Here is an 18,392-nt window from a genome sequence, read left to right as displayed (position 1 = left end):
TAAGGGGCGGCCCGGTACGAGGGGAGGGAACGGGATGGGTGTGGGACGGTCCGGCGGTTACTCGTCCGGACTCGGCGGCGGTGTCGGGGCGCCCGGCAGCCGGAGCGTCGCCACCGTGCCTCCGCCGTCCGCCGGCTGCAGGGCCACCTGGCCGCCCGCCTGCTGGACCGTGCGGGCCACGATCGACAGGCCGAGGCCCGAGCCGGGCAGCGCGCGGGCCGAGGGGGAGCGCCAGAAGCGGTCGAAGACATGCGGGAGTTCCTCGGCCGCGATGCCGGGGCCGTGGTCGCGGACCGTCAGGACGCCGTTGGTGAGGGCGACGTCGATCGTGCCGCCCGCGGGGCTGAACTTCACCGCGTTGTCGAGGATGTTCACGACCGCCCGCTCCAGCGCGGACGGCTCCGCCCGGACGTACCAGGGCTGGAGGGCCGCCGTGATGGTCAGCTCGGGGCCCCGCAGCCGGGCGCGGCGCAGGGCGGCCTCGACGGTGTCCTGCAACTCCACCACCTGGGCCTTGCCGGCGTGCAGCCCCTTCTCGGGGCGGGACAGCTCCTGGAGGTCACCGATCAGCGAGGCCAGCTCGGTCATCTGGGCCTTCACCGAGTCGAGGAGCGCCTTGCGGTCCGCCGCGGGGAGCGGGCGGCCCGTCTCCTCGCTGCGGGTGAGAAGTTCGATGTTGGTGCGCAGGGACGTGAGCGGGGTGCGCAGCTCATGGCCGGCGTCCGCGATCAGCTGCTGCTGCAGCTCGCGGGAGCTGGCGAGGGCCGAGGTCATCGAGTTGAAGGAGCGGGACAGCCGGGCGATCTCGTCCATGCTGTCCTCGTCCACCGGGATCCGCGTGGTCAGGTCCTCGGTGCGGGCGATGTGTTCGACGGCCTCCGTCAGCTTGTCGACGGGACGCAGACCCGCACGGGCCACGGCCAGGCCGACGGCACCGGCGCCCACGACGCCGAGGCCGGACACGATCAGGAGGATCACGGCGAGGTCGTCGAGCGTCTTGTCGGTGTCCTTCAGGGGGTACGCCACGATCAGGACGTAGCCCGGGTACAGCTGAGGGCCCGCGGGGGTCTCGCTCAGCAGGGGCGTCGTCAGCACCCGAACCGGCGCGCCCTTGCTGTCGACGCTGTTGTGGAGGATGCCGTGGGTCGGGTTCCGGGCGATCTCGGTGTCGCTGCGGGTGATCCTGACCATGCCGGCCGAGTTCGCGTACACGCAGATCTGGCCGTCGGCGTTGACCACCTGGGTGTAGTACGTGCTCATCTCGGGGCCGCGGTCCTCCTGCGGGGAGGGCGTGGTCCTGCACTCGGCCAGGACGTTCGCCAGACCGCCCGGCCGCACCGGGGCGCTGGAGCTCTTCAGGTCGTTGTCCACCTGCTCGTACAGCTTGCCCTGCACGAGGAACCAGCAGCTCACCGACACCGCCGCCACCCCGAACGCCACCGCCGCCGCCACCAGCAGGGCGAGCCGGGAGCGCAGCGGCAGGGAGCGGAAACGTCTGATCACTCGGCGCCGCCCTGCCGCAGGACGTAGCCCACACCGCGCACCGTGTGCACCAGCCGGGGTTCGCCGCCCGCCTCGGTCTTGCGGCGCAGGTACATCACGTACACGTCGAGGGAGTTCGACGACGGCTCGAAGTCGAAGCCCCAGACCGCCTTGAGGATCTGCTCGCGGGTCAGCACCTGGCGCGGATGGGCCATGAACATCTCCAGGAGCGTGAACTCGGTACGGGTCAGTTCCACCGGCCGCCCGCCCCGTGAGACCTCGCGCGTCGCCAGATCCATCCGCAGGTCCGCGAAGGTCAGCGCCTCCTCCTCCGGGACGCCCACCGTCGTGGCCGCGTACGAGCTGCGCCGGAGCAGGGCGCGGATGCGGGCGAACAGCTCGTCCAGCTCGAAGGGTTTGACGAGGTAGTCGTCGGCCCCGGCGTCGAGACCGGTGACGCGGTCGCCGACCGTGTCGCGGGCCGTGAGCATCAGGATGGGGGTGGTGGTGCCCGCGCCGCGCATCCGGCGGGCGGCGGTGAGGCCGTCCATCCGCGGCATCTGGATGTCGAGCACGACCAGGTCGGGCTGGTACGCGGTGGACTTCTCCAACGCGTCCGCGCCGTCCACGGCGACCTCGGTGTCGTAGCCCTCGAAGGCGAGGCTGCGCTGGAGTGCTTCGCGGACCGCCGGCTCGTCGTCGACGATCAGAATGCGCTGGGGTTCACGGTCGCCTTCGGCGGGGCTCATGTGTCGGGGGATCCTCGGGGTGCGGCGGGACGGTGGCTGAACGTCTTCAGCCTCGCACGTTTCGCGGGGAAGAGTCGGAAGGGACCGGACGGCTACCGGCGCCGGGATCGTCCGCGCACGGGGGGCGTGCGCCGGCGCCGGGGCGTACGGCGGGCGGATCGGACGGGTGCCGGCGCCGGGGCGCCGAGGCGGGCGGATCTGCGGAGTGGCGGGCGGGCCGAAGGTGTGCGGATCTGCGGAGCGGTGGACGCTTCGAGGGTCAGCACATCGCCGTGGTGAGACGGTTCAGCGGCACCTTGCGGCGGGGGCGCCCGACGTTGGTGCGGCGCAGGCCCATCAGCTGGGGGACCGCCACCTCCGGGACCCGGCGGTCCGGTGCGCGCAGCTCGTACGCCTTGTAGGCGGGGGCCGCGGGGGCCGCGGGGGCCACGACGGCGCGGAGTTCGTACGCCTCCGGCGCGGGGGCCGCCGGGGTGTGGAGCTCGTGTGCCACGGCCAGGGCCAGGCAGACCCGGGCGGGGGCGACGGGGGCGGTCGTGGGGTGCAGAACCTGCTTGATCATGTCGTGCTCCTTACCAACCGGCCCTACCGGGCGTCCGCTCACTTCCGAGAACCGGAGCGAAGGGTCGCCAGGTCGGACTTGACGGTGTTGATCGGGATGGCGAAGCCGAGCCCCACACTGCCGGCGCTCGACGAGGTCGAGTCCGAACTGGCGGAGTACATCGCCGAGTTGACGCCGATGATGTTGCCGTTCATGTCGATGAGGGCGCCGCCGGAGTTGCCCGGGTTGAGGGACGCGTCCGTCTGGATCGCCTTGTAGGTGGTGGTGGAGGACCCGGTGTCGCCGTTGAACTGGCGGCCGCCGAACTCGAACGGCCACTGGCCGTTGCCGTTGCCCTGGCCCTGACCCTGGTTCTCGTCGGTCGAGACGGTGACGTCGCGGTTGAGGGACGAGACGATGCCGCTGGTGACGGTCCCGGTCAGGCCCTCGGGGGAGCCGATCGCCACGACCTGGTCGCCGACCTGGATGCCGTCGGAGTTGCCGAGCGTGGCGGCCTTGAGCCCGGAGGCGCCCTCCAGCTTGATGAGCGCGAGGTCCTTCTTGCTGTCGGTGCCGACGACCTGGGCGGTGTAGGACTTGCCGCTGCTCGTGGCCACCTTGATCGAGGACGCGCCGGAGATGACGTGGTTGTTGGTGACGATCTCGCCGTCGCCGGTGATGATCACGCCGGAGCCGGTCGACTGGCCCTGGCCCGAGTTGGCGCTGATCTCCACGATGCTCGGGCTGACCGCGGCGGCGACCCCGGCGACCGTGCCCCGCTTGCTCGACGGCACGACGTTGGTGCTGGTCGAGCTGGAGGGGACGGTGGTCTTGCCGGTCAGTTCCTGGATGCCGTAGGCCGTGCCGCCGCCTATGGCCGCGGCGACGATCGCCACGGCGGCGAGGACCGCGAGCGGCCCCTTGGTCCGCTTCCTCGGCTCGGGCGCCGCGGGGACGGTACCGAGATGCGCGGCCGCGTCGCCGCCATCGCCCTCGCCTCCGCCGTATCCCGGGGCGAAGGCCGGCCGGGCCGGCTCGTACGCCGGCGGGGGCGGCCACTCGGGGTTCACGGAGGGAGCGACGTGCTGCTGCCGGGGGTACGCGAACTGGTGTCCGTCACCCTGGGGGTACTCGTACTCGCCGCTGCGGCGGAAGCTCTCGGTCATGTAATAGAGAGTGTCCCGGGATCATGAGAGCCAGCTGAGTCACCGCTGAGAAGCCCGACAGAACCTCGTATGCCCGATATAAAGGCGCCTCGCGGAAGCCTTCGAGGGCAGGGCCGCGGGAAGGCCGGGACAGCCTCGGGACTCCTGGTGCCATGGAGGCAGGGGAAACCTGAGGTTTCCATGAGATGAGTGATCGGGGAGCGGTGGGCGAACATTTGTCTGAGGGTTGTGCGGCCCATGTGAAAGAAGGGCGCCCGAGGCTACGATCGCGGCCACCGGAGGGGGGCTCCGCGGTTTCGCCCGACTGCTCTGCGCGGCTCGCGCCGCGCTGCGTCGGGCCGGTGCGTCGTACGCCCTCCTCGGGCCCTGTCTACGACACACCCAGGAGCCATGAGTGATACATGCCCTGCGCGACCGCTGGAGACGCCCCGCCGTGGCCCTCCCCGCGGCCGCACTCGCGCTGACCCTGAGCGGCGTCGGCGCCCTGGCGGCCCAGTCGGCGGCCGCCGCCGACGGACTCCCGACGCCCGGAGTCACCCAGCAGCGGACCGATGCCCCGAAGCCCGCCGCATCGTCCCAGGTACTGCACCAGCGCCTGATCAACGCCGCCAGGAAGCAGGCGGCCGTGAACAAGGAGCAGGCGCAGACGGCGGCCGCCAAGGCGCCCGCCGCCACGGGCAAGCCGTCCTCGTTCATCATCGGCGGCACGGAGACGACGATCGCCTCCGCCCCCTGGATGGTCCAGCTCGGCTACTACGACCCCGCCACCGACGAGGGCTACTTCTGCGGCGGCACCCTGGTCGCCCCGAACAAGGTCCTCACCGCCGCGCACTGCGTCGCCGGTCTGGACTGGGTCGACAACGGTGTCGTGCGGGCCGGCTCGGGTGACCTCGACGGCGGGACCGCGGTGTCCGTCATACGCCAGTGGAGCCACCCCCACTTCAGCCACGACACGCTCCAGAACGACATCGCCGTCCTCACCCTCGGCGCGCCGCTGGAGCAGCAGTGGATGCGGCTGGCGGCGTCGAACGACAGCGCGCTCTACAAGCCCAGCACCACCGCCAACGCCACCGTCTACGGCTGGGGCCTGACCTCCGGCGCCGACGGTGCCGACCTGTCGGCCACGCTGCGCAAGGTGAGCCTGCCGATGGTCGCCGACGCGACCTGCAACAGTGCGATGAAGTCGGTCATCGGCGCGGACTACTTCGCCGAGGGTTCGATGATCTGCGCCGGCACCCCGGCCACCGGCACCGACGAGGGCACCAAGAGCACCTGCAACGGTGACTCCGGCGGCCCGCTCGTGGTCGGCGGCAAGATCGTCGGCGTGGTGTCGTGGGGCGTCGCGGGCTGCACGGGCAAGGGCGCCTACCCGGTCTTCACCAAGGTCTCGTCGTACACCTGGGCCGCCCAGCCCCGTATCGACGACGCGGACCTGAACTACGACGGCCGCGCCGACCTGCTGGAGCGCACCCCGTCCGGGGGCCTGTTCGAGCAGGACAGCAAGGGCACCTCGCTCGCCCGGCGCGCCTTCGGCAGCAGCGGCTGGCAGACCGCCAGCTGGGCTCTCCAGGCCGACCTGGACCGCGACTACTTCCAGGACCTGATCGTCCGCGAGAAGAGCGACGGCAAGCTGTACCGCAGCTACTACGATCACGCCGCCCAGCAGTTCACCTGGATGCAGATCAGCTCGGTGTGGGGCGGCTACAAGTCCTACGCCGTGCCGGGCGACATGACCGGTGACGGCCGCCCCGACCTGGTCGCGGTGGACACGGACGGCTCGGTGTATCTGTACCCGGGCAAGGGCAACGGCCAGTTCTACGGGCGGGTCAAGGTCGTCGACCGGGCGTGGAAGGGCGTGCAGATCTTCGGCCGGGGCGACCTGTCCGGCGACGGCAAGGCCGACCTGCTGGCCCGCTCCACCGACGGCACGCTGTGGCTGTACCGGGGCACCCAGCAGGAGCACACCCCGTGGTCGACCCGGATCAAGGCGCGTACGGGCTGGAACTTCACCTCGTACGTGGCCAACGGCGATGTGACGGGCGACGGCATCGCCGACGTCATCACCCGCGACTCCAGCGGCAAGCTGTGGCTCTACCCCGGCACCGACAAGGCGTCCGCGGACCTGTTCGGCTCCCGGATCAGCCTGGGCACCGGCTTCAACCAGTACAACCTGCTGTTCTGAGCACCCTTACGACGCTCGGGGGCACACACCCCTGGCGACGGCCCGCCGGTCCACCGGCGGGCCGTCGTGCTGCGGGCGGCGACCGGAAGAGCGGCGGCGGCGTGGGGCCTCGCTCAGCCCTCGCAGCCGCAGGAGCCGCGGACCACCAGGCGTGACGGGAACTGCTTGACGCGCTCGCGGCGGGAGCCGGCCACGCGGAGGCCGTCGTCGAGGACCAGGTCCACGGCCGCCCGGGCCATCGCCGACCGGTCCGAGGCGACCGTCGTCAGCGGCGGATCCGTCAGCGCCGCCTCCTTGACGTCGTCGAACCCGGCCACGGCCAGTTCGCCCGGCACCTCGATGCGCAGCTCGCGCGCCGCGCGCAGCACGCCGATCGCCTGGTCGTCGGTGGAGCAGAAGATGGCAGGCGGACGGTTCGGGCCGGCCAGCAGCTCAAGGCCCACCCGGTAGGCGTCGTAACGGTTGTACGGCGCCTCGAACAGCCGGCCCTCCGTCGACAGCCCGGCCTCCTGCATGGCCCGCCGCCAGCCCTCGACGTGGTCGGAGACCGGGTCGCCGACCGCGGGGGTCTCGGCGGTGCCGCCCATACAGGCGACATAGGGGTAGCCGTGCTCCAGCAGATGGCGGACGGCGAGCTGGGCGCCACCGAGGTCGTCGGTGACGACCGCGACGTCGTCGATCGCCTCGGGCCGCTCGTGCAGCAGCACGACCCGGGCGTCCCAGGCGTCGATCTCGGCGGCGGCGTGGTCGTTGAGCGCGTGGCTTACCAGGATCAGCCCGGAGACGCGCATCCCGAGGAAGGCCCGCAGATAGTGGACCTCACGCTCGGCCACATAGTCGGTGTTGCCGACCAGCACCATCTTTCCGCGCTCGGCGGCGGCCTGCTCGACCGCATGCGTCATCTCGCCGAAGAAGGGCTGGCGCGCGTCCGGGACGATCATGCCTATGAGGTCCGTGCGCCGCGACGCCATGGCCTGGGCGACCCGGTCCGGCCGGTACCCCAATTCCTTGATCGCCGCGAGGACACGCTCGCGCGTGGCCGGGGCGACCGGCCGGGGTCCGTTGTTGATGACATAGCTGACGACGGCGGTGGAAGTACCCGCCAGCCGCGCCACATCGTCCCGAGTCACCTTGGCCACGCGCGGAGTCTACGCGGATGGACCGCCCCTGGGCAGGGACTACGTGGTTCTATGCCTCAGCCGTGACCTCGGCCGCGGACACGGCCGCCGTCTCGCCCGCATCCTCCGCCTTTGGCCGGCCCGCCGGGGCCTTCGCCTTCGGCTCCTCGGCCGAGCGGTCCGGCTTCTCCGGGGTGACGAACCGGTAGCCGACGTTCCGGACGGTGCCGATCAGCGATTCGTGCTCGGGGCCGAGCTTGGCGCGCAGCCGCCGTACATGGACGTCGACCGTGCGGGTACCGCCGAAGTAGTCGTAGCCCCAGACCTCCTGGAGCAGCTGGGCCCGGGTGAAGACACGGCCCGGGTGCTGCGCCAGGTACTTCAGGAGCTCGAACTCCTTGAAGGTGAGATCGAGGACGCGGCCCTTGAGCTTGGCGCTGTAGGTGGCCTCGTCGACGGACAGGTCGCCGTTGCGGATCTCCATCGGGGAGTCGTCGTTGACGATCTGCTGGCGGCCCATGGCCAGCCGCAGCCGCGCCTCGACCTCGGCCGGTCCCGCGGTGTCCAGCAGCACGTCGTCGATGCCCCAGTCGGCGGTGACGGCCGCGAGACCGCCCTCGGTGACGACGAGGACGAGGGGGCAGCCGGGCCCGGTGGAGCGCAGCAACTGGCACAGGCTGCGCACCTGCGGCAGGTCCCGGCGCCCGTCGACGAGGATCACGTCGGCGCCGGGGGTGTCGACGAGAGCGGGGCCTTCCGCCGGGGCCACACGCACGTTGTGCAGGAGCAGGCCGAGAGCGGGAAGCACCTCCGCGGACGGCTGGAGAGCGTTGGTCAGAAGAAGCAGAGAACTCATCGTGCGCCTCCCGCCTCAATCGTCGTCGGTTCGTGCACGGTTCGCTCGCCCATAACGTCTGGTTCCTCCTCGGTCCCTTCGAGGACGTTTGCGGCACTGCTTCGTTCGTACGGTGGCGAATCCCGCCTGCCCTGGGACCCGCTGCGCGTTCGCCGGCCCGTACACCTGCGGTTTCCCGCTTCGTATACAACGCTTCCGAAAGCACAAAAGGACCCGGGGGCTACGCTGCCCGAGTCCTCTGCACAGCAGAATAGCCCACATGAGCACTGGTCGGGCAGGTCACATGGCACCATCCACGGTTCGTCCACACTTCGAGACGACGAGCCGTGGGCCCCTGCGGACGGTTCTGCGTACGGTCGACAGCGTCGCGATCGACGCCGCATACGAGCCGGGAGCCGGTGCGGACGACACCGAGCGTGCACCCGCCGGCCATCTGGACGATCTTGCGATCGTCGTCGCGCACGGCTTCACCGGCGATCTGGAGCGGCCTCATGTCCGCCGCGTCGCCGGCGTCCTCGCCCGGTACGGCGCCGTGGTCACCTTCTCCTTCCGGGGGCACGGTGCGTCGGGGGGACGCTCCACGGTCGGCGACCGCGAGGTGCACGACCTGGCGGCCGCGGTGCGCTGGGCGCGTGAACTGGGGCACTCCCGGGTGGCCACCATCGGCTTCTCGATGGGCGGATCGGTGGTGCTGCGGCACGCGGCACTGCACCAGGAGGGCGCGGACACGGACGCGGTGGCGGCCGTCAGCGCCCCGGCCCGCTGGTACTACCGGGGCACGGCCCCCATGCGGCGGCTGCACTGGCTGGTGACCCGGCCGGAGGGCCGCCTGGTGGGCCGCTACGGCCTGCGCACCCGTATCCACCACCGGGACTGGGACCCGGTGCCCCTCTCGCCGGTGCAGTCCGTCCCGCTGATCGCGCCGACCCCGCTGCTGATCGTGCACGGCGACCGGGACGGCTACTTCCCCGTCGACCACCCGCGGATGCTGGCGGACGCCGCGCCCGACCACGCCGAACTGTGGCTGGAGCCCGGGATGGGCCATGCCGAGCACGCCGCCGACGACGCGTTGATGGCGAGGATCGGCGCGTGGGCGGTCTCGCGCGCGGGCTAGGGGCTGTCGTCACACTCGCGTCGTCGCCCGAAGGGCGGCCCTGCGGCGTCAGGTGCGTGCTCTCGGCGTGCCGGCCGAAAGCCCAAGTCCATCCAGTACGAGGCCTTCCGGCCGGCACTTCCCCAAGTTCTTCGAGCAGGGGGGTACCCCCAGGGCACGCCCCGAGCTCTCGGCTTCGCTCGAGCAGGGGGATCCGGGGGCCCATGACGTCGCTCCTTCACGGGCGAACGTCACCTGCCGAGGCACTAGCCTGAGGGCGTTCACGACGACGAGCTGAGGAAGCAGATGGCAAAGGGCACGGTGCGCTACTGGGCCGCCGCCAAGGCCGCGGCCGGGACCGCCGAGGAGCCGTACGACGCGACGACGCTCGCGGAGGCGCTCGACGCGGTCCGTCTGCGACACCCCGGAGAACTCGTGCGTGTCCTGCGGCGATGCTCCTACCTCGTCGACGGTGACCCCGTCGGGACACGCGCGCATGAGACGGTACGGCTGGCCGAGGGCGGCACGGTCGAGGTGCTCCCGCCGTTCGCAGGAGGATGAGCGATGAGCAACCCGCCCCACGAGGGGTACGACCAGGGCTACGACCCCTATGGGCAGCAGGGATATCCGCCCCAGGCGCAGCAGCCGGGGCCGCAGCAGGGTTGTCCCCAGCAGTCACCGCAGCAGGGGTGGTACGACCCGAACGCGGCCGCGTATCCGCAGCAGCAGCCGTACCCGCAGCAACAGCAGCCTCAGCAGTACCCGCCGCAACAGCAGTGGCAGGGACAGGCGTACGGCCGGTCGTTGCCGCCGGAGGGCTCGGCGTACGAGCCCCACGGCTACGCGGCACCCCCCACCGGGGGCCTGGCCCACCCGACCCGGGCCGACGGCCCGGGCGCCGGCACGGCGACGGCCACGCCGTCCGCCCCCGTCGACCTCTCCTCCCTGCCCGCCAACCAGCGGGCCCGGCTGGAGGGCCGTTCGCCGATCATCGAGCCCGGACTCCAGCCCGCCGCGCTCACCGCGGGCCTCGGCGTTCTGCTCGCCGGTGCCGCGGCCCTCGGGACGTACGCCCTCGTCGTACCGCTCGTGGTGCTCCAGGCCGTGACGGCCGCCGGATGGTTCCGGCTGAACGGTATGTGGCCCGCCCGGCAGGGCATCGCACTGGCGTTCCTCGGCGCGGTCACCGCGGACGTCGCGCTGCTCGTGGCCGGCCGGGAGCACGCGCCCGCCGCGATCCTCGGCACCCTCGGGGTCTGGGTGCTGCTGTCCCTCGTGCTCCAGCTGCGGTCGCACGCCGATCCGGACACCCGGATGTACGGCCTGATGGCGACGGTCGCCTCGTCCGCGCTGTCGATCATCGCGGCCGGGCATCTCGCGGCCGCGCCGGACGCCGTCACGGTCGGCGCCGTCGCGGTCGCCGCCACGGTCCTGGCGCGTGCGCTGCCGCTGCCGACCGCGGCCTCCGTGGTCGTGGCCCTGCTGGCGGCGGCGGGGGCGGGCATCGCTATGGGCGGGGCGACGGGTCTCGGCACCTCCGGCGCCTTCCTCGGTCTCGGTGCGGGCGTCTGCGCCCTGATCGGCCACCGGGCCGCGTCCTACGACTACCCGTCCCGCTTCGTCCACTTCACGGCGGGCGTGGCCCTGCCGCTGACGGCGGCGGCGCCGGCCGTCTACCTGCTGGGGCGTGCGCTCGGCTAGTCATGCCTCCGTGCATGTCACAAGTGATCGACAATCCGACGGCCGCCACAGCGCACGGGGTTACAGTCGCGCTCGGCGGCCACTCGGCCGTCGTTGATCTGTCGTGCACGACCGCCGAGGTGGGGGAACACCGAGCATGCGCGCACTGCGAATACTGCTGATCGTCGCCGTGATCCTGGGCGGGCTCTTCGCGATCGTGGACCGGGTCGCGGTCCACTTCGCCGAGGGGAAGGTGGCCGACAAGCTGCGGACCGCCGAGAACCTGGCCGCCACCCCGGACGTGTCGATCAACGGGTTCCCCTTCCTCACCCAGGTCGCCGGCGGCGAGCTGGACGACGTCGAGGTCGGCATCAAGGACTACGAGGCGCCCACCGGCAACGACGGGCAGAAGGTCCGTATAGACGACCTCCACGCGCATATGAAGGGCGTCAGGTTCTCCGGGAACTACAGCTCCGCCACCGCCTCCGACGCCACGGGCACCGCGCTGATCTCCTACGCCGAGCTGCTCAGGACCGCCAGGTCGGAGCCCACCGACGTGGGCCTCGGCGTGACGGCCCGGGTGATCGGGCTGTCGGACGGCGGCAACGGCAAGATCAAGGTGACGCTCACCTTCACGGCCCCCGGCGTCAAGTCGACGCAGCCCGTCTCCGTGCTCAGCTCGGTCACCGTCCGGGGCAACAACCTCCAGGTGCACGCGGACGGACTGCCCCAGCTCGACGGGGTCTCGCTGGGGGAGAACCGGATCCGGGCCATCACCGACTTCCGGCAGGGAATCGCCCAACTGCCGGGCGGCATCCACCTCGACACGGTGCGGGCGGCGAAGGACGGCGTGGAGATCACGGCGAAGGGTTCGGACGTCAGGCTGGTGGGGTAGGACGCCCGACGGCCCCCGCCCCGAAGGACGACTGTCCGAAAGGCGAGACACACCCGTCCGCTCCATAGATGAGCCGGTGACCCGGTGCGCCCGCCGGTCACCCGGCGGCGGCCCGGCCCCTGACTCCTTCTCACATCCCGGACGATCGCATCTCAGCATGCGACACACCGGTGACACGCCCGGCGATACGTCCCTACGATCGACCCCATGCAGCGACAGGCGGATCTCACGAAGCGGCGGGCAGTAGACCTGTGCCGCGTCGCCGCCATGCTCTGTCGCCCCTTCTGAGCGGGAACCCTTCCCGTACCCCTCTCGTATCGCCGGCCCCGCGCCTGATTCCGGGGCCCCTGTGCGCCGTGTACGCCCCAGCCCGATCGTGTACCCGCGCCCACCGCACCCGCATCACCCGCCGCAACTGCCCCGGAGGAGAAAGCGCATGAGCCGCAGCGACGTCCTGGTCGACGCCGACTGGCTTCAGGACCACCTGGACGACCCGACCATCGCGATCGTCGAGGTGGACGAGGACACGTCCGCGTACGACAAGAACCACATCAAGAACGCCGTCCGGATCGACTGGACGACGGACCTCCAGGACCCGGTCCGCCGCGACTTCATCGACCAGGCCGGCTTCGAGAAGCTCCTGTCGGAGAAGGGCATCGCCAACGACCAGACGGTGGTCCTCTACGGCGGCAACAACAACTGGTTCGCCTCGTACGCCTACTGGTACTTCAAGCTGTACGGCCACGAGAGCGTGAAGCTGCTCGACGGCGGCCGCAAGAAGTGGGAGCTGGACGCCCGCGAGCTGGTCGACGGCACCGACGTGCCCGAGCGCCCCGCCACCCAGTACCAGGCCAAGCCGCAGGACACCTCCATCCGCGCCTTCCGCGACGACGTGGTCGCCGCGATCGGCGCGCAGAACCTGGTCGACGTCCGCTCGCCCGACGAGTTCTCCGGCAAGCTGCTCGCCCCGGCGCACCTGCCGCAGGAGCAGTCGCAGCGTCCGGGCCACGTCCCGAGCGCCCGCAACATCCCGTGGTCGAAGAACGCCAACGACGACGGCACGTTCAAGTCGGACGAGGAGCTCAAGGAGCTCTACGCCGAGGAGAAGGTCGACCTGGCCAAGGACACCATCGCCTACTGCCGCATCGGTGAGCGCTCCGCGCTGACCTGGTTCGTCCTGCACGAGCTGCTCGGCGTCCAGAACGTCAAGAACTACGACGGCTCCTGGACCGAGTACGGCTCCCTCGTCGGTGTCCCGATCGAGCTCGGCGCCGCCAAGTAATCCCGGACCCCGGACCTACCCGAAGGAAGAACCATGTGTGGAGCGAAGGCCGGCGGCCCCGACGCCTCGACGATCAAGCCCGGTGAGACCACGATCCAGGGTCAGGTGACCCGCGACGGCGAGCCCGTCGTCGGCTATGTGCGCCTGCTGGACGCGACCGGCGAGTTCACCGCCGAGGTCCCGACCTCGGCGACCGGACAGTTCCGCTTCTACGCGGCCGAGGGCACCTGGACCGTGCGCGCCCTGGTGCCGGGCGGCACCGCGGACCGTACGGTCGTCGCCCAGAAGGGTGGCCTCGCGGAGGTCGCGATCGCCGTCTGACGGCACACTCCACGACGGTCCGAGGGGCCGTGAGTGACGGCTGAAGGGCCGCATCCCCGGGGGTTGGACGCTACTGGTGGTGCGGCCCTTCAGCATGTCCGGGCTCCGGGCATAGCCTGGAGGTATGTACGCACGCCGGCGTCATCTGTACTTCGCCATGATGGGGACCTGCATCGGGTTGTTCGTCCTGGCGTGGGGCGTCGTGCGGCTCTGGTCGGTCCCGGCGGCGGTGGGGATGTGCGTGGTCGCCATGGTGATCCCGCCGGTGGCCGCGGTGGTGGCGAACCGGCGCGGTCCCGACGACCGCTGGTGGGACGACCCGTCCGGGGACCCGAAGTCCGACGAGTGGTGGGACGAACTGGACGGGAAGAAGCGGCACTAGTGCCGACCGGGCCCGGCGGCCCGGTCTCAGTACACGAGTGCCTGCGTGTCGTCCGCCAGCGCCTCCTGGACGAACATCTGCGAGCCCGCGATCCGTACGCCCTCGATGACGTCCTTCTCCGTGATCTCGCGGCGGGCCGCGCACTGTGTGCACAGGGTGATCCGCCCGGCCGCCAGGACCGACGCGATCAGATCCGGCAGCGGCGCCGCGTGCGGCAGCTCGAACTCGGCGGCCCGGCCCGGCAGCGCGAACCAGGACGACTCCCCGGTCAGCCAGAGCGAGACGTCCACGCCGCTGGCCACCGCCACGGCCGCCACGGTGAACGCCTGCGAGCAGCGCTCCGGGGCGTCCGCCCCGGCCGTTACCTTGATCACGAGCTTCTTCGCCATGCCCGCAGCCTAGTGCGACGGGGGTCATGCGCGGTGCTCCCGGTTGTGGTGGCGGCGCAGCAGAACGTTGGCGTCCGTCTCCGCGCTCGCGTCGTACTCCGCCCGCGCGGCCGCCCGCAGCCCGTCCAGCTCCGTGCACAGCGCACAGCCGCGGACCGGGAGCGGCGGGCCGCTCGTGTCGCCGGCCGACCGGGTGCGTTCGTTCGCCGCGGTCACTCCGGCACTCAGCCGCTCCCGGGCCGTCGCCGGGCGGAGCGCGGCGGGGTCGGCCTGCCATTCCCGGCCCCCGCCGACCGGGCGCAGCAGCGCGTACGGCCCCGACCGGTCCTGGTACGCGCCGACCTTGCCCGTCGCCGGGTCGTAGAGAAGCGCTCCGCGCTCGGGGGACTCCGCCGTCATGGGTGCCGTTCCTTTCCGCCAACGCCTGCGCTCCGTGTGACAAGTGAACTACGCTGCGTGTTCCGCACAGTAAGAGCATGGCCGCTGAGCAGGGCCGGAACGCCGTGGACGAGACCTCCTTCGCCGTCGCCCGGCACTTCTTCCACACCTTCCACGGCCGTCCTCCACGAGGGGAGCGCGATGCCGCCGCGACGGGTGATCACAGGGCGCAGCCAGGAACCGAGGAAGCGGTTCGCGGAGGAGCTCCGATTACTGCGCACCGAGCGGGGCGACAGCCTGCGGAAGCTCGGCGAGGTGCTGGGCTGGGACTGGTCCCTGTTCGGAAAGATGGAGAGCGGCCAGACGTTGGGCAGCCCCGAGGTGGTCCAGGCGCTGGACCAGTACTACGGAACACCGGGCCTGCTGTTGGCCCTGTGGGAACTGGCGGTGGGGGATCCGACGCAGTTCAAGGAGCAGTACCGGCGGTGCATGATGCTGGAGGCGGAGGCGGTGAGCCTGTGGCAGTACTCGGTGAGCAGGCCCCCGGGGTTGCTCCAGACCGCCGGGTACGCCTGCGAGGCGCTTGCAGCAGGCGGCCTCAAGGGTGAAGAGCTGGACCAGCAGGTCGACGCGCGCATCGGGCGACGGAAGGTGCTGGAAGGGGGCGATGCGCCACCGTTCCGTGTTCTGCTCTCAGAAACGGTACTGCGGAACTCGCTGCGCAGCGCTCAGGCCTGGAGGGGGCAACTGGAGCACCTGGCGGAGGCTTCGGAGCGTCCGAACATCACCCTGCACGTACTGCCGTTCGGCACTGGACTGCACGGCCTGGACAGTACGGACGTGATGTTCCTGAGGTTGCTGGACGGACGTACGGTGGCCTACGCGGAGAACGACGTGCGAGGCGAACTCGTCGAAGAAGCAAGCAGGGTTGAGCGCCTGCACCGCACCTATGATGCGGTACGTGACCTGGCTCTGAACCCGGCCGAGTCGCGGAAGTTCGTCCTGCGGATGTTGGAGGAGTTGCCGTGCGAGGAGTCGACCTGAGCAGCGCGACGTGGCGCAAGAGCAGCTACAGCAACTCGGACGGCGGCAACTGCGTAGAGGTCGCCCAGAACCTCCCCTCCGTCGTCCCCGTCCGCGACAGCAAGGCCCCCGCCCGCGGAACCCTCGTCTTCGAGGCCGCCGCCTGGGCCGCTTTCGTCGCGGCGGTCGGAGGAGACGACATCGAGTCGTGATCAAACCACCGTACAACCACGGGTGTTGACCGAGAGTCTCCTGTGAAGCGCGCATGCGGAATGCGCGCTTCGCTTTTTGTGGGGGATGTCTTGGAAGTACCCGAAGAGGTACCCGAAGAGGTACCCGAAGTGGCAGCGGAGCTGCCTGAGCCCGCGCCCCGCGCCCGCCGTCGTGGCCGTACGGCGCTTCTCATCGCGACGGCCGCCGTGCTCGGCGTCGTCGCCGGCACCTGCATCGGCTACCTGATCCAGGCCGACAGGGAACCCACCCGGCTGCCCTCCTTGTCACAGCCCACGCTCCCGCAGGCCAAGGGGCCCGCTCCCGAGCCGCTGTCGGCCGCGCAGGATCGCCAGGTGAAGACCGACGGAGACCTGCGCAAGTTTCTGCTGACGAAGCCGCGTGGCGCCAAGGACGTGGACGTGCTGAAGGGCGACGACGGCTGGTTGGGACTGGCGGCGTACGCCGAACTCTTCACCAAGCCCGGCGCCGGCTTCGGGACCTTGGTCGACGAGGAGTTCCGCCGGGGCGCCGAGGCCGGTTGGGAGACCGGCAACGGATCCATCGTGGAGATCCACCTGCTCCAGTACCGCCAGGAGGAGACCACGGGCGCTGCCGACAGAACCAAAGCCGAAGAGGGCTGGACACAGGGCCGGCACGGCACCAAGAGCTGGCCGATCCCCGGCACCGGGGCGGGCATGGCGTACGTCAGCTCCGAGCCGGGCACCGGCTACGGCGCCGAGGCCTTCGCCTGGCGCGGTGACATCGCCGTAGAAATCTTCATCGACTCGGCCGAGCCGGTTTCCAAGGCGCAGATCATGGATCTCGCCCAGCGACAGTTGGAGCGTCTGTGAGCAAGAGCCAGGCAGATCAGAGCCGGGCAGAGGAAGAGCCGGCACCGAAGGAGCCCGTACGGCGGGTTCGCCGTGGCCGGGTCGCCGCCGCTGCCGGGGCGGTACTCGTCGTCGGCGCGGTCGTCGCCGGAGTCGGGTACACCGTCGTGACCGTCCGGGACGCCGACTGGCATCCGGGCGCACCCCTGTGGACGTTCCCGGAGGACAAGGCGGCGGAGGCGAAGCCGGCCGCGCAGACGGGCCTGGCCGGGATGCTCGTGCCGTACGAGCTCCTCTGGCAGCGCGGCCCGGACCTCGGCGAGTTCGGCTCTGACGCCCGGCTCAGCGGGGAGCAGGCCACCGCCTTGCGCAAGGAGGCGTATCACGACCTGCCCCGCACTCAGCGCGAACGGCTGGAGAGGGAGATCGACAAGGAGCGCGTCCAGGGCATGGCCATGCGCAGCTACGTCCAGCCGGCCGGCGACATCTTCCAGGACGACGGGGCCGTCACGGTGAGCATCGTTCTGACGCAGATGGAGAACAAGGCCGCCGTCCGTGACCTCTCGACGTTCCAGAACGAGTTCCTCGCGGCCCTGGACATCTTCCGCAAGGGTCCCGAGATCAAGGGGCACAAGAACGCCAAGTGCTTCCTACCTCCCAAGGGCGAGGACACCAAGGGCAAGGGCGAGGACGGCGACAAGGGCGTCGAGACGATGGCCTGCTCGGCGTACGAGGGGAATGTCCTGGTCGGCGTCACCGCGTCGGGTCCGCGTGACCTGAACACCAAGGAGGTCGCCGCCCTGCTGACCAAGCAGCTCGATCGCATCAAGGAGCCGGGGGCGGCCGTATGACGGAGCAGGCGCGACAGCTGGAGGGGCGGGCAGGGATGCCGGAGGACACCGCGGCGCCGGAGCAGACCGAGGCACGGATCCAGGCCGGGACGCCGGAGGACGTCGTGCCGGCGGCGGCCACGCCGGCGGGGCCCTCTCCCGCCGACGGCCCCGAGCCGCCGAAGGAGCGGCGGGTGCTGCGGGCCGTTCTGCGGTGGACCGCCGCCGTGGTCGTCTTCGCGGCGGCCGGTGCGGGGACGGCGTGCGGCATCACACGCATGGAGCGGACCGACCTCCCGGCGCTGGCGACCCGGTCGGACGGGCGGTGGGACTACCCGATGCTCAGCAAGCCGCCGCTGCCCTCCGGCAGCCCCGGGCCGTTCGCCGACGACAACCCGGCCGGCGCCCACTACGCCGACCTGCGCGCCCTCGTCCTGCCGGCGCCCAGGGGCGCGTCCGAGGACAAGGCGCTGAACGGCGAGGAGGGCTGGCTGGCGACCAAGGACCTCCTGGCGGAGTTCGCCGTGCGGGAGGACCGGACTGAGCTCGGGCAGAGCCTCACCGACCTCGGCCTGCGGCACGTCGCGGCCCGCGGCTGGACCACCCAGGACGGCACACGGACCCGCGTCTACCTGCTGCAATTCGGCACGGCGGAGGTCGCGCACCGGGCGAGCGAGGCCTTCGGCGGGGGGAACGCGCCCGAGCACGAGGTGCATGGCGCCGACGTGTCGCACCTGGACGCGGACTTCCCCGGCGCGGCCGAGGTCAAGGGCGTCTGGCGGGTCGTCTACGCCGAGGACAAGCCGTACGGCGACGAACAGGTCCGGCACGCGTACCTCCAGGCCGGTGACATCGTGGCGATGGTCGTCGAGTCCCGTAAGGGCACGGCACCGGCCGTCCCCTTCCAGCAGACGGTGACCCTGCAGAGCCAACTGCTCGGCTGACCGCAGCCGACCCCGTGAAGACGTACCTCGAAGGGAGG

At 71.2% G+C, this 18,392-nt stretch carries 22 protein-coding genes; 14 read left to right on the top strand and 8 right to left on the bottom strand.

Translation table 11 applies throughout. From position 1 onward, the window contains the following. Positions 1–57: 57 nt before the first annotated feature. From ACFY2Z_RS35500 to ACFY2Z_RS35485, 4 genes are all read right to left on the bottom strand, one after another. Positions 58–1,503 carry a sensor histidine kinase gene (locus tag ACFY2Z_RS35500; protein ID WP_390748114.1) on the bottom strand — a complete coding sequence of 482 codons (1,446 nt, stop codon included), beginning with the start codon at positions 1,501–1,503 and terminating at the stop codon, positions 58–60. Further along, positions 1,500–2,231, bottom strand: coding sequence for a response regulator transcription factor (locus tag ACFY2Z_RS35495; protein ID WP_355919710.1), 732 nt, complete (start codon positions 2,229–2,231; stop codon positions 1,500–1,502). The genes ACFY2Z_RS35500 and ACFY2Z_RS35495 overlap by 4 nt, the downstream gene beginning before the upstream one ends. Positions 2,232–2,490: 259 nt before the next feature. Beyond that, positions 2,491–2,793 (bottom strand): hypothetical protein, encoded by a 303-nt coding sequence (locus ACFY2Z_RS35490; RefSeq protein ID WP_390748113.1) that lies wholly within the window; start codon positions 2,791–2,793, stop codon positions 2,491–2,493. Between the two features lie 38 nt (positions 2,794–2,831). Continuing rightward, complete coding sequence (locus ACFY2Z_RS35485) at positions 2,832–3,938, bottom strand: S1C family serine protease (RefSeq protein WP_390748112.1); 1,107 nt, start codon at positions 3,936–3,938, stop codon at positions 2,832–2,834. A gap of 394 nt (positions 3,939–4,332) precedes the next feature. On the opposite strand from ACFY2Z_RS35485, the gene ACFY2Z_RS35480 reads away from it, so the two are divergent. Then, positions 4,333–6,120 carry a trypsin-like serine protease gene (locus ACFY2Z_RS35480; RefSeq protein WP_390748111.1) on the top strand — a complete coding sequence of 596 codons (1,788 nt, stop codon included), beginning with the start codon at positions 4,333–4,335 and terminating at the stop codon, positions 6,118–6,120. A 113-nt stretch (positions 6,121–6,233) separates the two neighbouring features. Here ACFY2Z_RS35480 and ACFY2Z_RS35475 read toward each other — a convergent pair whose 3' ends face one another. Together ACFY2Z_RS35475 and ACFY2Z_RS35470 are read right to left on the bottom strand one after the other, a co-directional pair. After that, positions 6,234–7,259 (bottom strand): LacI family DNA-binding transcriptional regulator, encoded by a 1,026-nt coding sequence (locus tag ACFY2Z_RS35475; RefSeq protein WP_390748110.1) that lies wholly within the window; start codon positions 7,257–7,259, stop codon positions 6,234–6,236. Positions 7,260–7,308: 49 nt separating this feature from the next. Next, positions 7,309–8,094: a winged-helix domain-containing protein gene (locus ACFY2Z_RS35470; protein ID WP_390748109.1), complete on the bottom strand. Its 786-nt coding sequence runs from the start codon at positions 8,092–8,094 to the stop codon at positions 7,309–7,311. Positions 8,095–8,353: 259 nt separating this feature from the next. On the opposite strand from ACFY2Z_RS35470, the gene ACFY2Z_RS35465 reads away from it, so the two are divergent. From ACFY2Z_RS35465 to ACFY2Z_RS35430, 8 genes are all read left to right on the top strand, one after another. Further along, complete coding sequence (locus tag ACFY2Z_RS35465) at positions 8,354–9,208, top strand: alpha/beta hydrolase (RefSeq protein WP_390748108.1); 855 nt, start codon at positions 8,354–8,356, stop codon at positions 9,206–9,208. A gap of 285 nt (positions 9,209–9,493) precedes the next feature. Continuing rightward, positions 9,494–9,748: a MoaD/ThiS family protein gene (locus ACFY2Z_RS35460; RefSeq protein WP_311694387.1), complete on the top strand. Its 255-nt coding sequence runs from the start codon at positions 9,494–9,496 to the stop codon at positions 9,746–9,748. A 3-nt stretch (positions 9,749–9,751) separates the two neighbouring features. Then, positions 9,752–10,888 (top strand): hypothetical protein, encoded by a 1,137-nt coding sequence (locus ACFY2Z_RS35455; protein WP_390748107.1) that lies wholly within the window; start codon positions 9,752–9,754, stop codon positions 10,886–10,888. A 136-nt stretch (positions 10,889–11,024) separates the two neighbouring features. Next, the gene (locus ACFY2Z_RS35450; protein ID WP_390748106.1) at positions 11,025–11,762 is read left to right on the top strand and encodes a DUF2993 domain-containing protein; all 738 of its coding nucleotides are present in this window, start codon (positions 11,025–11,027) and stop codon (positions 11,760–11,762) included. 207 nt (positions 11,763–11,969) lie between these two features. After that, positions 11,970–12,050: an Ms5788A family Cys-rich leader peptide gene (locus ACFY2Z_RS35445; RefSeq protein WP_351335063.1), complete on the top strand. Its 81-nt coding sequence runs from the start codon at positions 11,970–11,972 to the stop codon at positions 12,048–12,050. Between the two features lie 148 nt (positions 12,051–12,198). After that, positions 12,199–13,044 carry a sulfurtransferase gene (locus tag ACFY2Z_RS35440; protein ID WP_390748105.1) on the top strand — a complete coding sequence of 282 codons (846 nt, stop codon included), beginning with the start codon at positions 12,199–12,201 and terminating at the stop codon, positions 13,042–13,044. Between the two features lie 33 nt (positions 13,045–13,077). Further along, positions 13,078–13,365: a DUF1416 domain-containing protein gene (locus ACFY2Z_RS35435; protein WP_311694394.1), complete on the top strand. Its 288-nt coding sequence runs from the start codon at positions 13,078–13,080 to the stop codon at positions 13,363–13,365. 124 nt (positions 13,366–13,489) lie between these two features. Continuing rightward, complete coding sequence (locus tag ACFY2Z_RS35430; protein ID WP_311694396.1) at positions 13,490–13,747, top strand: DUF3099 domain-containing protein; 258 nt, start codon at positions 13,490–13,492, stop codon at positions 13,745–13,747. 26 nt (positions 13,748–13,773) lie between these two features. Here ACFY2Z_RS35430 and ACFY2Z_RS35425 read toward each other — a convergent pair whose 3' ends face one another. Together ACFY2Z_RS35425 and ACFY2Z_RS35420 are read right to left on the bottom strand one after the other, a co-directional pair. Beyond that, positions 13,774–14,136, bottom strand: a complete 363-nt coding sequence (locus ACFY2Z_RS35425) for a DsrE family protein (protein ID WP_390748104.1) — start codon at positions 14,134–14,136, stop codon at positions 13,774–13,776. A gap of 24 nt (positions 14,137–14,160) precedes the next feature. Then, on the bottom strand, positions 14,161–14,535 hold the full coding sequence (locus ACFY2Z_RS35420; protein WP_390748103.1) for a hypothetical protein: 375 nt from the start codon (positions 14,533–14,535) through the stop codon (positions 14,161–14,163). Positions 14,536–14,715: 180 nt separating this feature from the next. Between ACFY2Z_RS35420 and ACFY2Z_RS35415 the strand changes: the two genes are divergently transcribed. The 5 genes from ACFY2Z_RS35415 (at position 14,716) to ACFY2Z_RS35395 (ending at position 18,354) form a co-directional block, all read left to right on the top strand. Next, complete coding sequence (locus ACFY2Z_RS35415) at positions 14,716–15,558, top strand: helix-turn-helix domain-containing protein (RefSeq protein ID WP_390748102.1); 843 nt, start codon at positions 14,716–14,718, stop codon at positions 15,556–15,558. Beyond that, positions 15,540–15,749 carry a DUF397 domain-containing protein gene (locus ACFY2Z_RS35410; RefSeq protein ID WP_390748101.1) on the top strand — a complete coding sequence of 70 codons (210 nt, stop codon included), beginning with the start codon at positions 15,540–15,542 and terminating at the stop codon, positions 15,747–15,749. Before ACFY2Z_RS35415 ends, ACFY2Z_RS35410 begins: the two co-directional genes overlap by 19 nt. A gap of 129 nt (positions 15,750–15,878) precedes the next feature. Further along, positions 15,879–16,601 carry a hypothetical protein gene (locus ACFY2Z_RS35405; protein WP_390748100.1) on the top strand — a complete coding sequence of 241 codons (723 nt, stop codon included), beginning with the start codon at positions 15,879–15,881 and terminating at the stop codon, positions 16,599–16,601. Further along, entirely contained in the window at positions 16,598–17,431 is an 834-nt protein-coding gene (locus ACFY2Z_RS35400) for a hypothetical protein (protein WP_390748099.1), read from the top strand. The genes ACFY2Z_RS35405 and ACFY2Z_RS35400 overlap by 4 nt, the downstream gene beginning before the upstream one ends. Continuing rightward, positions 17,428–18,354: a hypothetical protein gene (locus tag ACFY2Z_RS35395; RefSeq protein WP_390748098.1), complete on the top strand. Its 927-nt coding sequence runs from the start codon at positions 17,428–17,430 to the stop codon at positions 18,352–18,354. Before ACFY2Z_RS35400 ends, ACFY2Z_RS35395 begins: the two co-directional genes overlap by 4 nt. Positions 18,355–18,392: the final 38 nt, after the last annotated feature.

Source organism: Streptomyces sp. NPDC001222, from assembly GCF_042896945.1.
Taxonomy (GTDB): Bacteria; Actinomycetota; Actinomycetes; order Streptomycetales; family Streptomycetaceae; genus Streptomyces; species Streptomyces gibsoniae.
The sequence above is the reverse complement of the archived record's forward strand: the minus strand, read 5'-3'. Positions and strand labels throughout refer to the sequence as shown.

Coding starts and splice junctions, on each gene's coding strand:
- ACFY2Z_RS35470 (WP_390748109.1), bottom strand. CDS start 8,094: ATGAGTTCTCTGCTTCTTCTGACCAACGCTCTCCAGCCGTCCGCGGAG.
- ACFY2Z_RS35460 (WP_311694387.1), top strand. CDS start 9,494: ATGGCAAAGGGCACGGTGCGCTACTGGGCCGCCGCCAAGGCCGCGGCC.
- ACFY2Z_RS35440 (WP_390748105.1), top strand. CDS start 12,199: ATGAGCCGCAGCGACGTCCTGGTCGACGCCGACTGGCTTCAGGACCAC.
- ACFY2Z_RS35430 (WP_311694396.1), top strand. CDS start 13,490: ATGTACGCACGCCGGCGTCATCTGTACTTCGCCATGATGGGGACCTGC.
- ACFY2Z_RS35445 (WP_351335063.1), top strand. CDS start 11,970: ATGCAGCGACAGGCGGATCTCACGAAGCGGCGGGCAGTAGACCTGTGC.
- ACFY2Z_RS35465 (WP_390748108.1), top strand. CDS start 8,354: ATGAGCACTGGTCGGGCAGGTCACATGGCACCATCCACGGTTCGTCCA.
- ACFY2Z_RS35415 (WP_390748102.1), top strand. CDS start 14,716: ATGCCGCCGCGACGGGTGATCACAGGGCGCAGCCAGGAACCGAGGAAG.
- ACFY2Z_RS35490 (WP_390748113.1), bottom strand. CDS start 2,793: ATGATCAAGCAGGTTCTGCACCCCACGACCGCCCCCGTCGCCCCCGCC.
- ACFY2Z_RS35420 (WP_390748103.1), bottom strand. CDS start 14,535: ATGACGGCGGAGTCCCCCGAGCGCGGAGCGCTTCTCTACGACCCGGCG.
- ACFY2Z_RS35435 (WP_311694394.1), top strand. CDS start 13,078: ATGTGTGGAGCGAAGGCCGGCGGCCCCGACGCCTCGACGATCAAGCCC.
- ACFY2Z_RS35485 (WP_390748112.1), bottom strand. CDS start 3,938: ATGACCGAGAGCTTCCGCCGCAGCGGCGAGTACGAGTACCCCCAGGGT.
- ACFY2Z_RS35455 (WP_390748107.1), top strand. CDS start 9,752: ATGAGCAACCCGCCCCACGAGGGGTACGACCAGGGCTACGACCCCTAT.
- ACFY2Z_RS35425 (WP_390748104.1), bottom strand. CDS start 14,136: ATGGCGAAGAAGCTCGTGATCAAGGTAACGGCCGGGGCGGACGCCCCG.
- ACFY2Z_RS35395 (WP_390748098.1), top strand. CDS start 17,428: ATGACGGAGCAGGCGCGACAGCTGGAGGGGCGGGCAGGGATGCCGGAG.
- ACFY2Z_RS35495 (WP_355919710.1), bottom strand. CDS start 2,231: ATGAGCCCCGCCGAAGGCGACCGTGAACCCCAGCGCATTCTGATCGTC.
- ACFY2Z_RS35450 (WP_390748106.1), top strand. CDS start 11,025: ATGCGCGCACTGCGAATACTGCTGATCGTCGCCGTGATCCTGGGCGGG.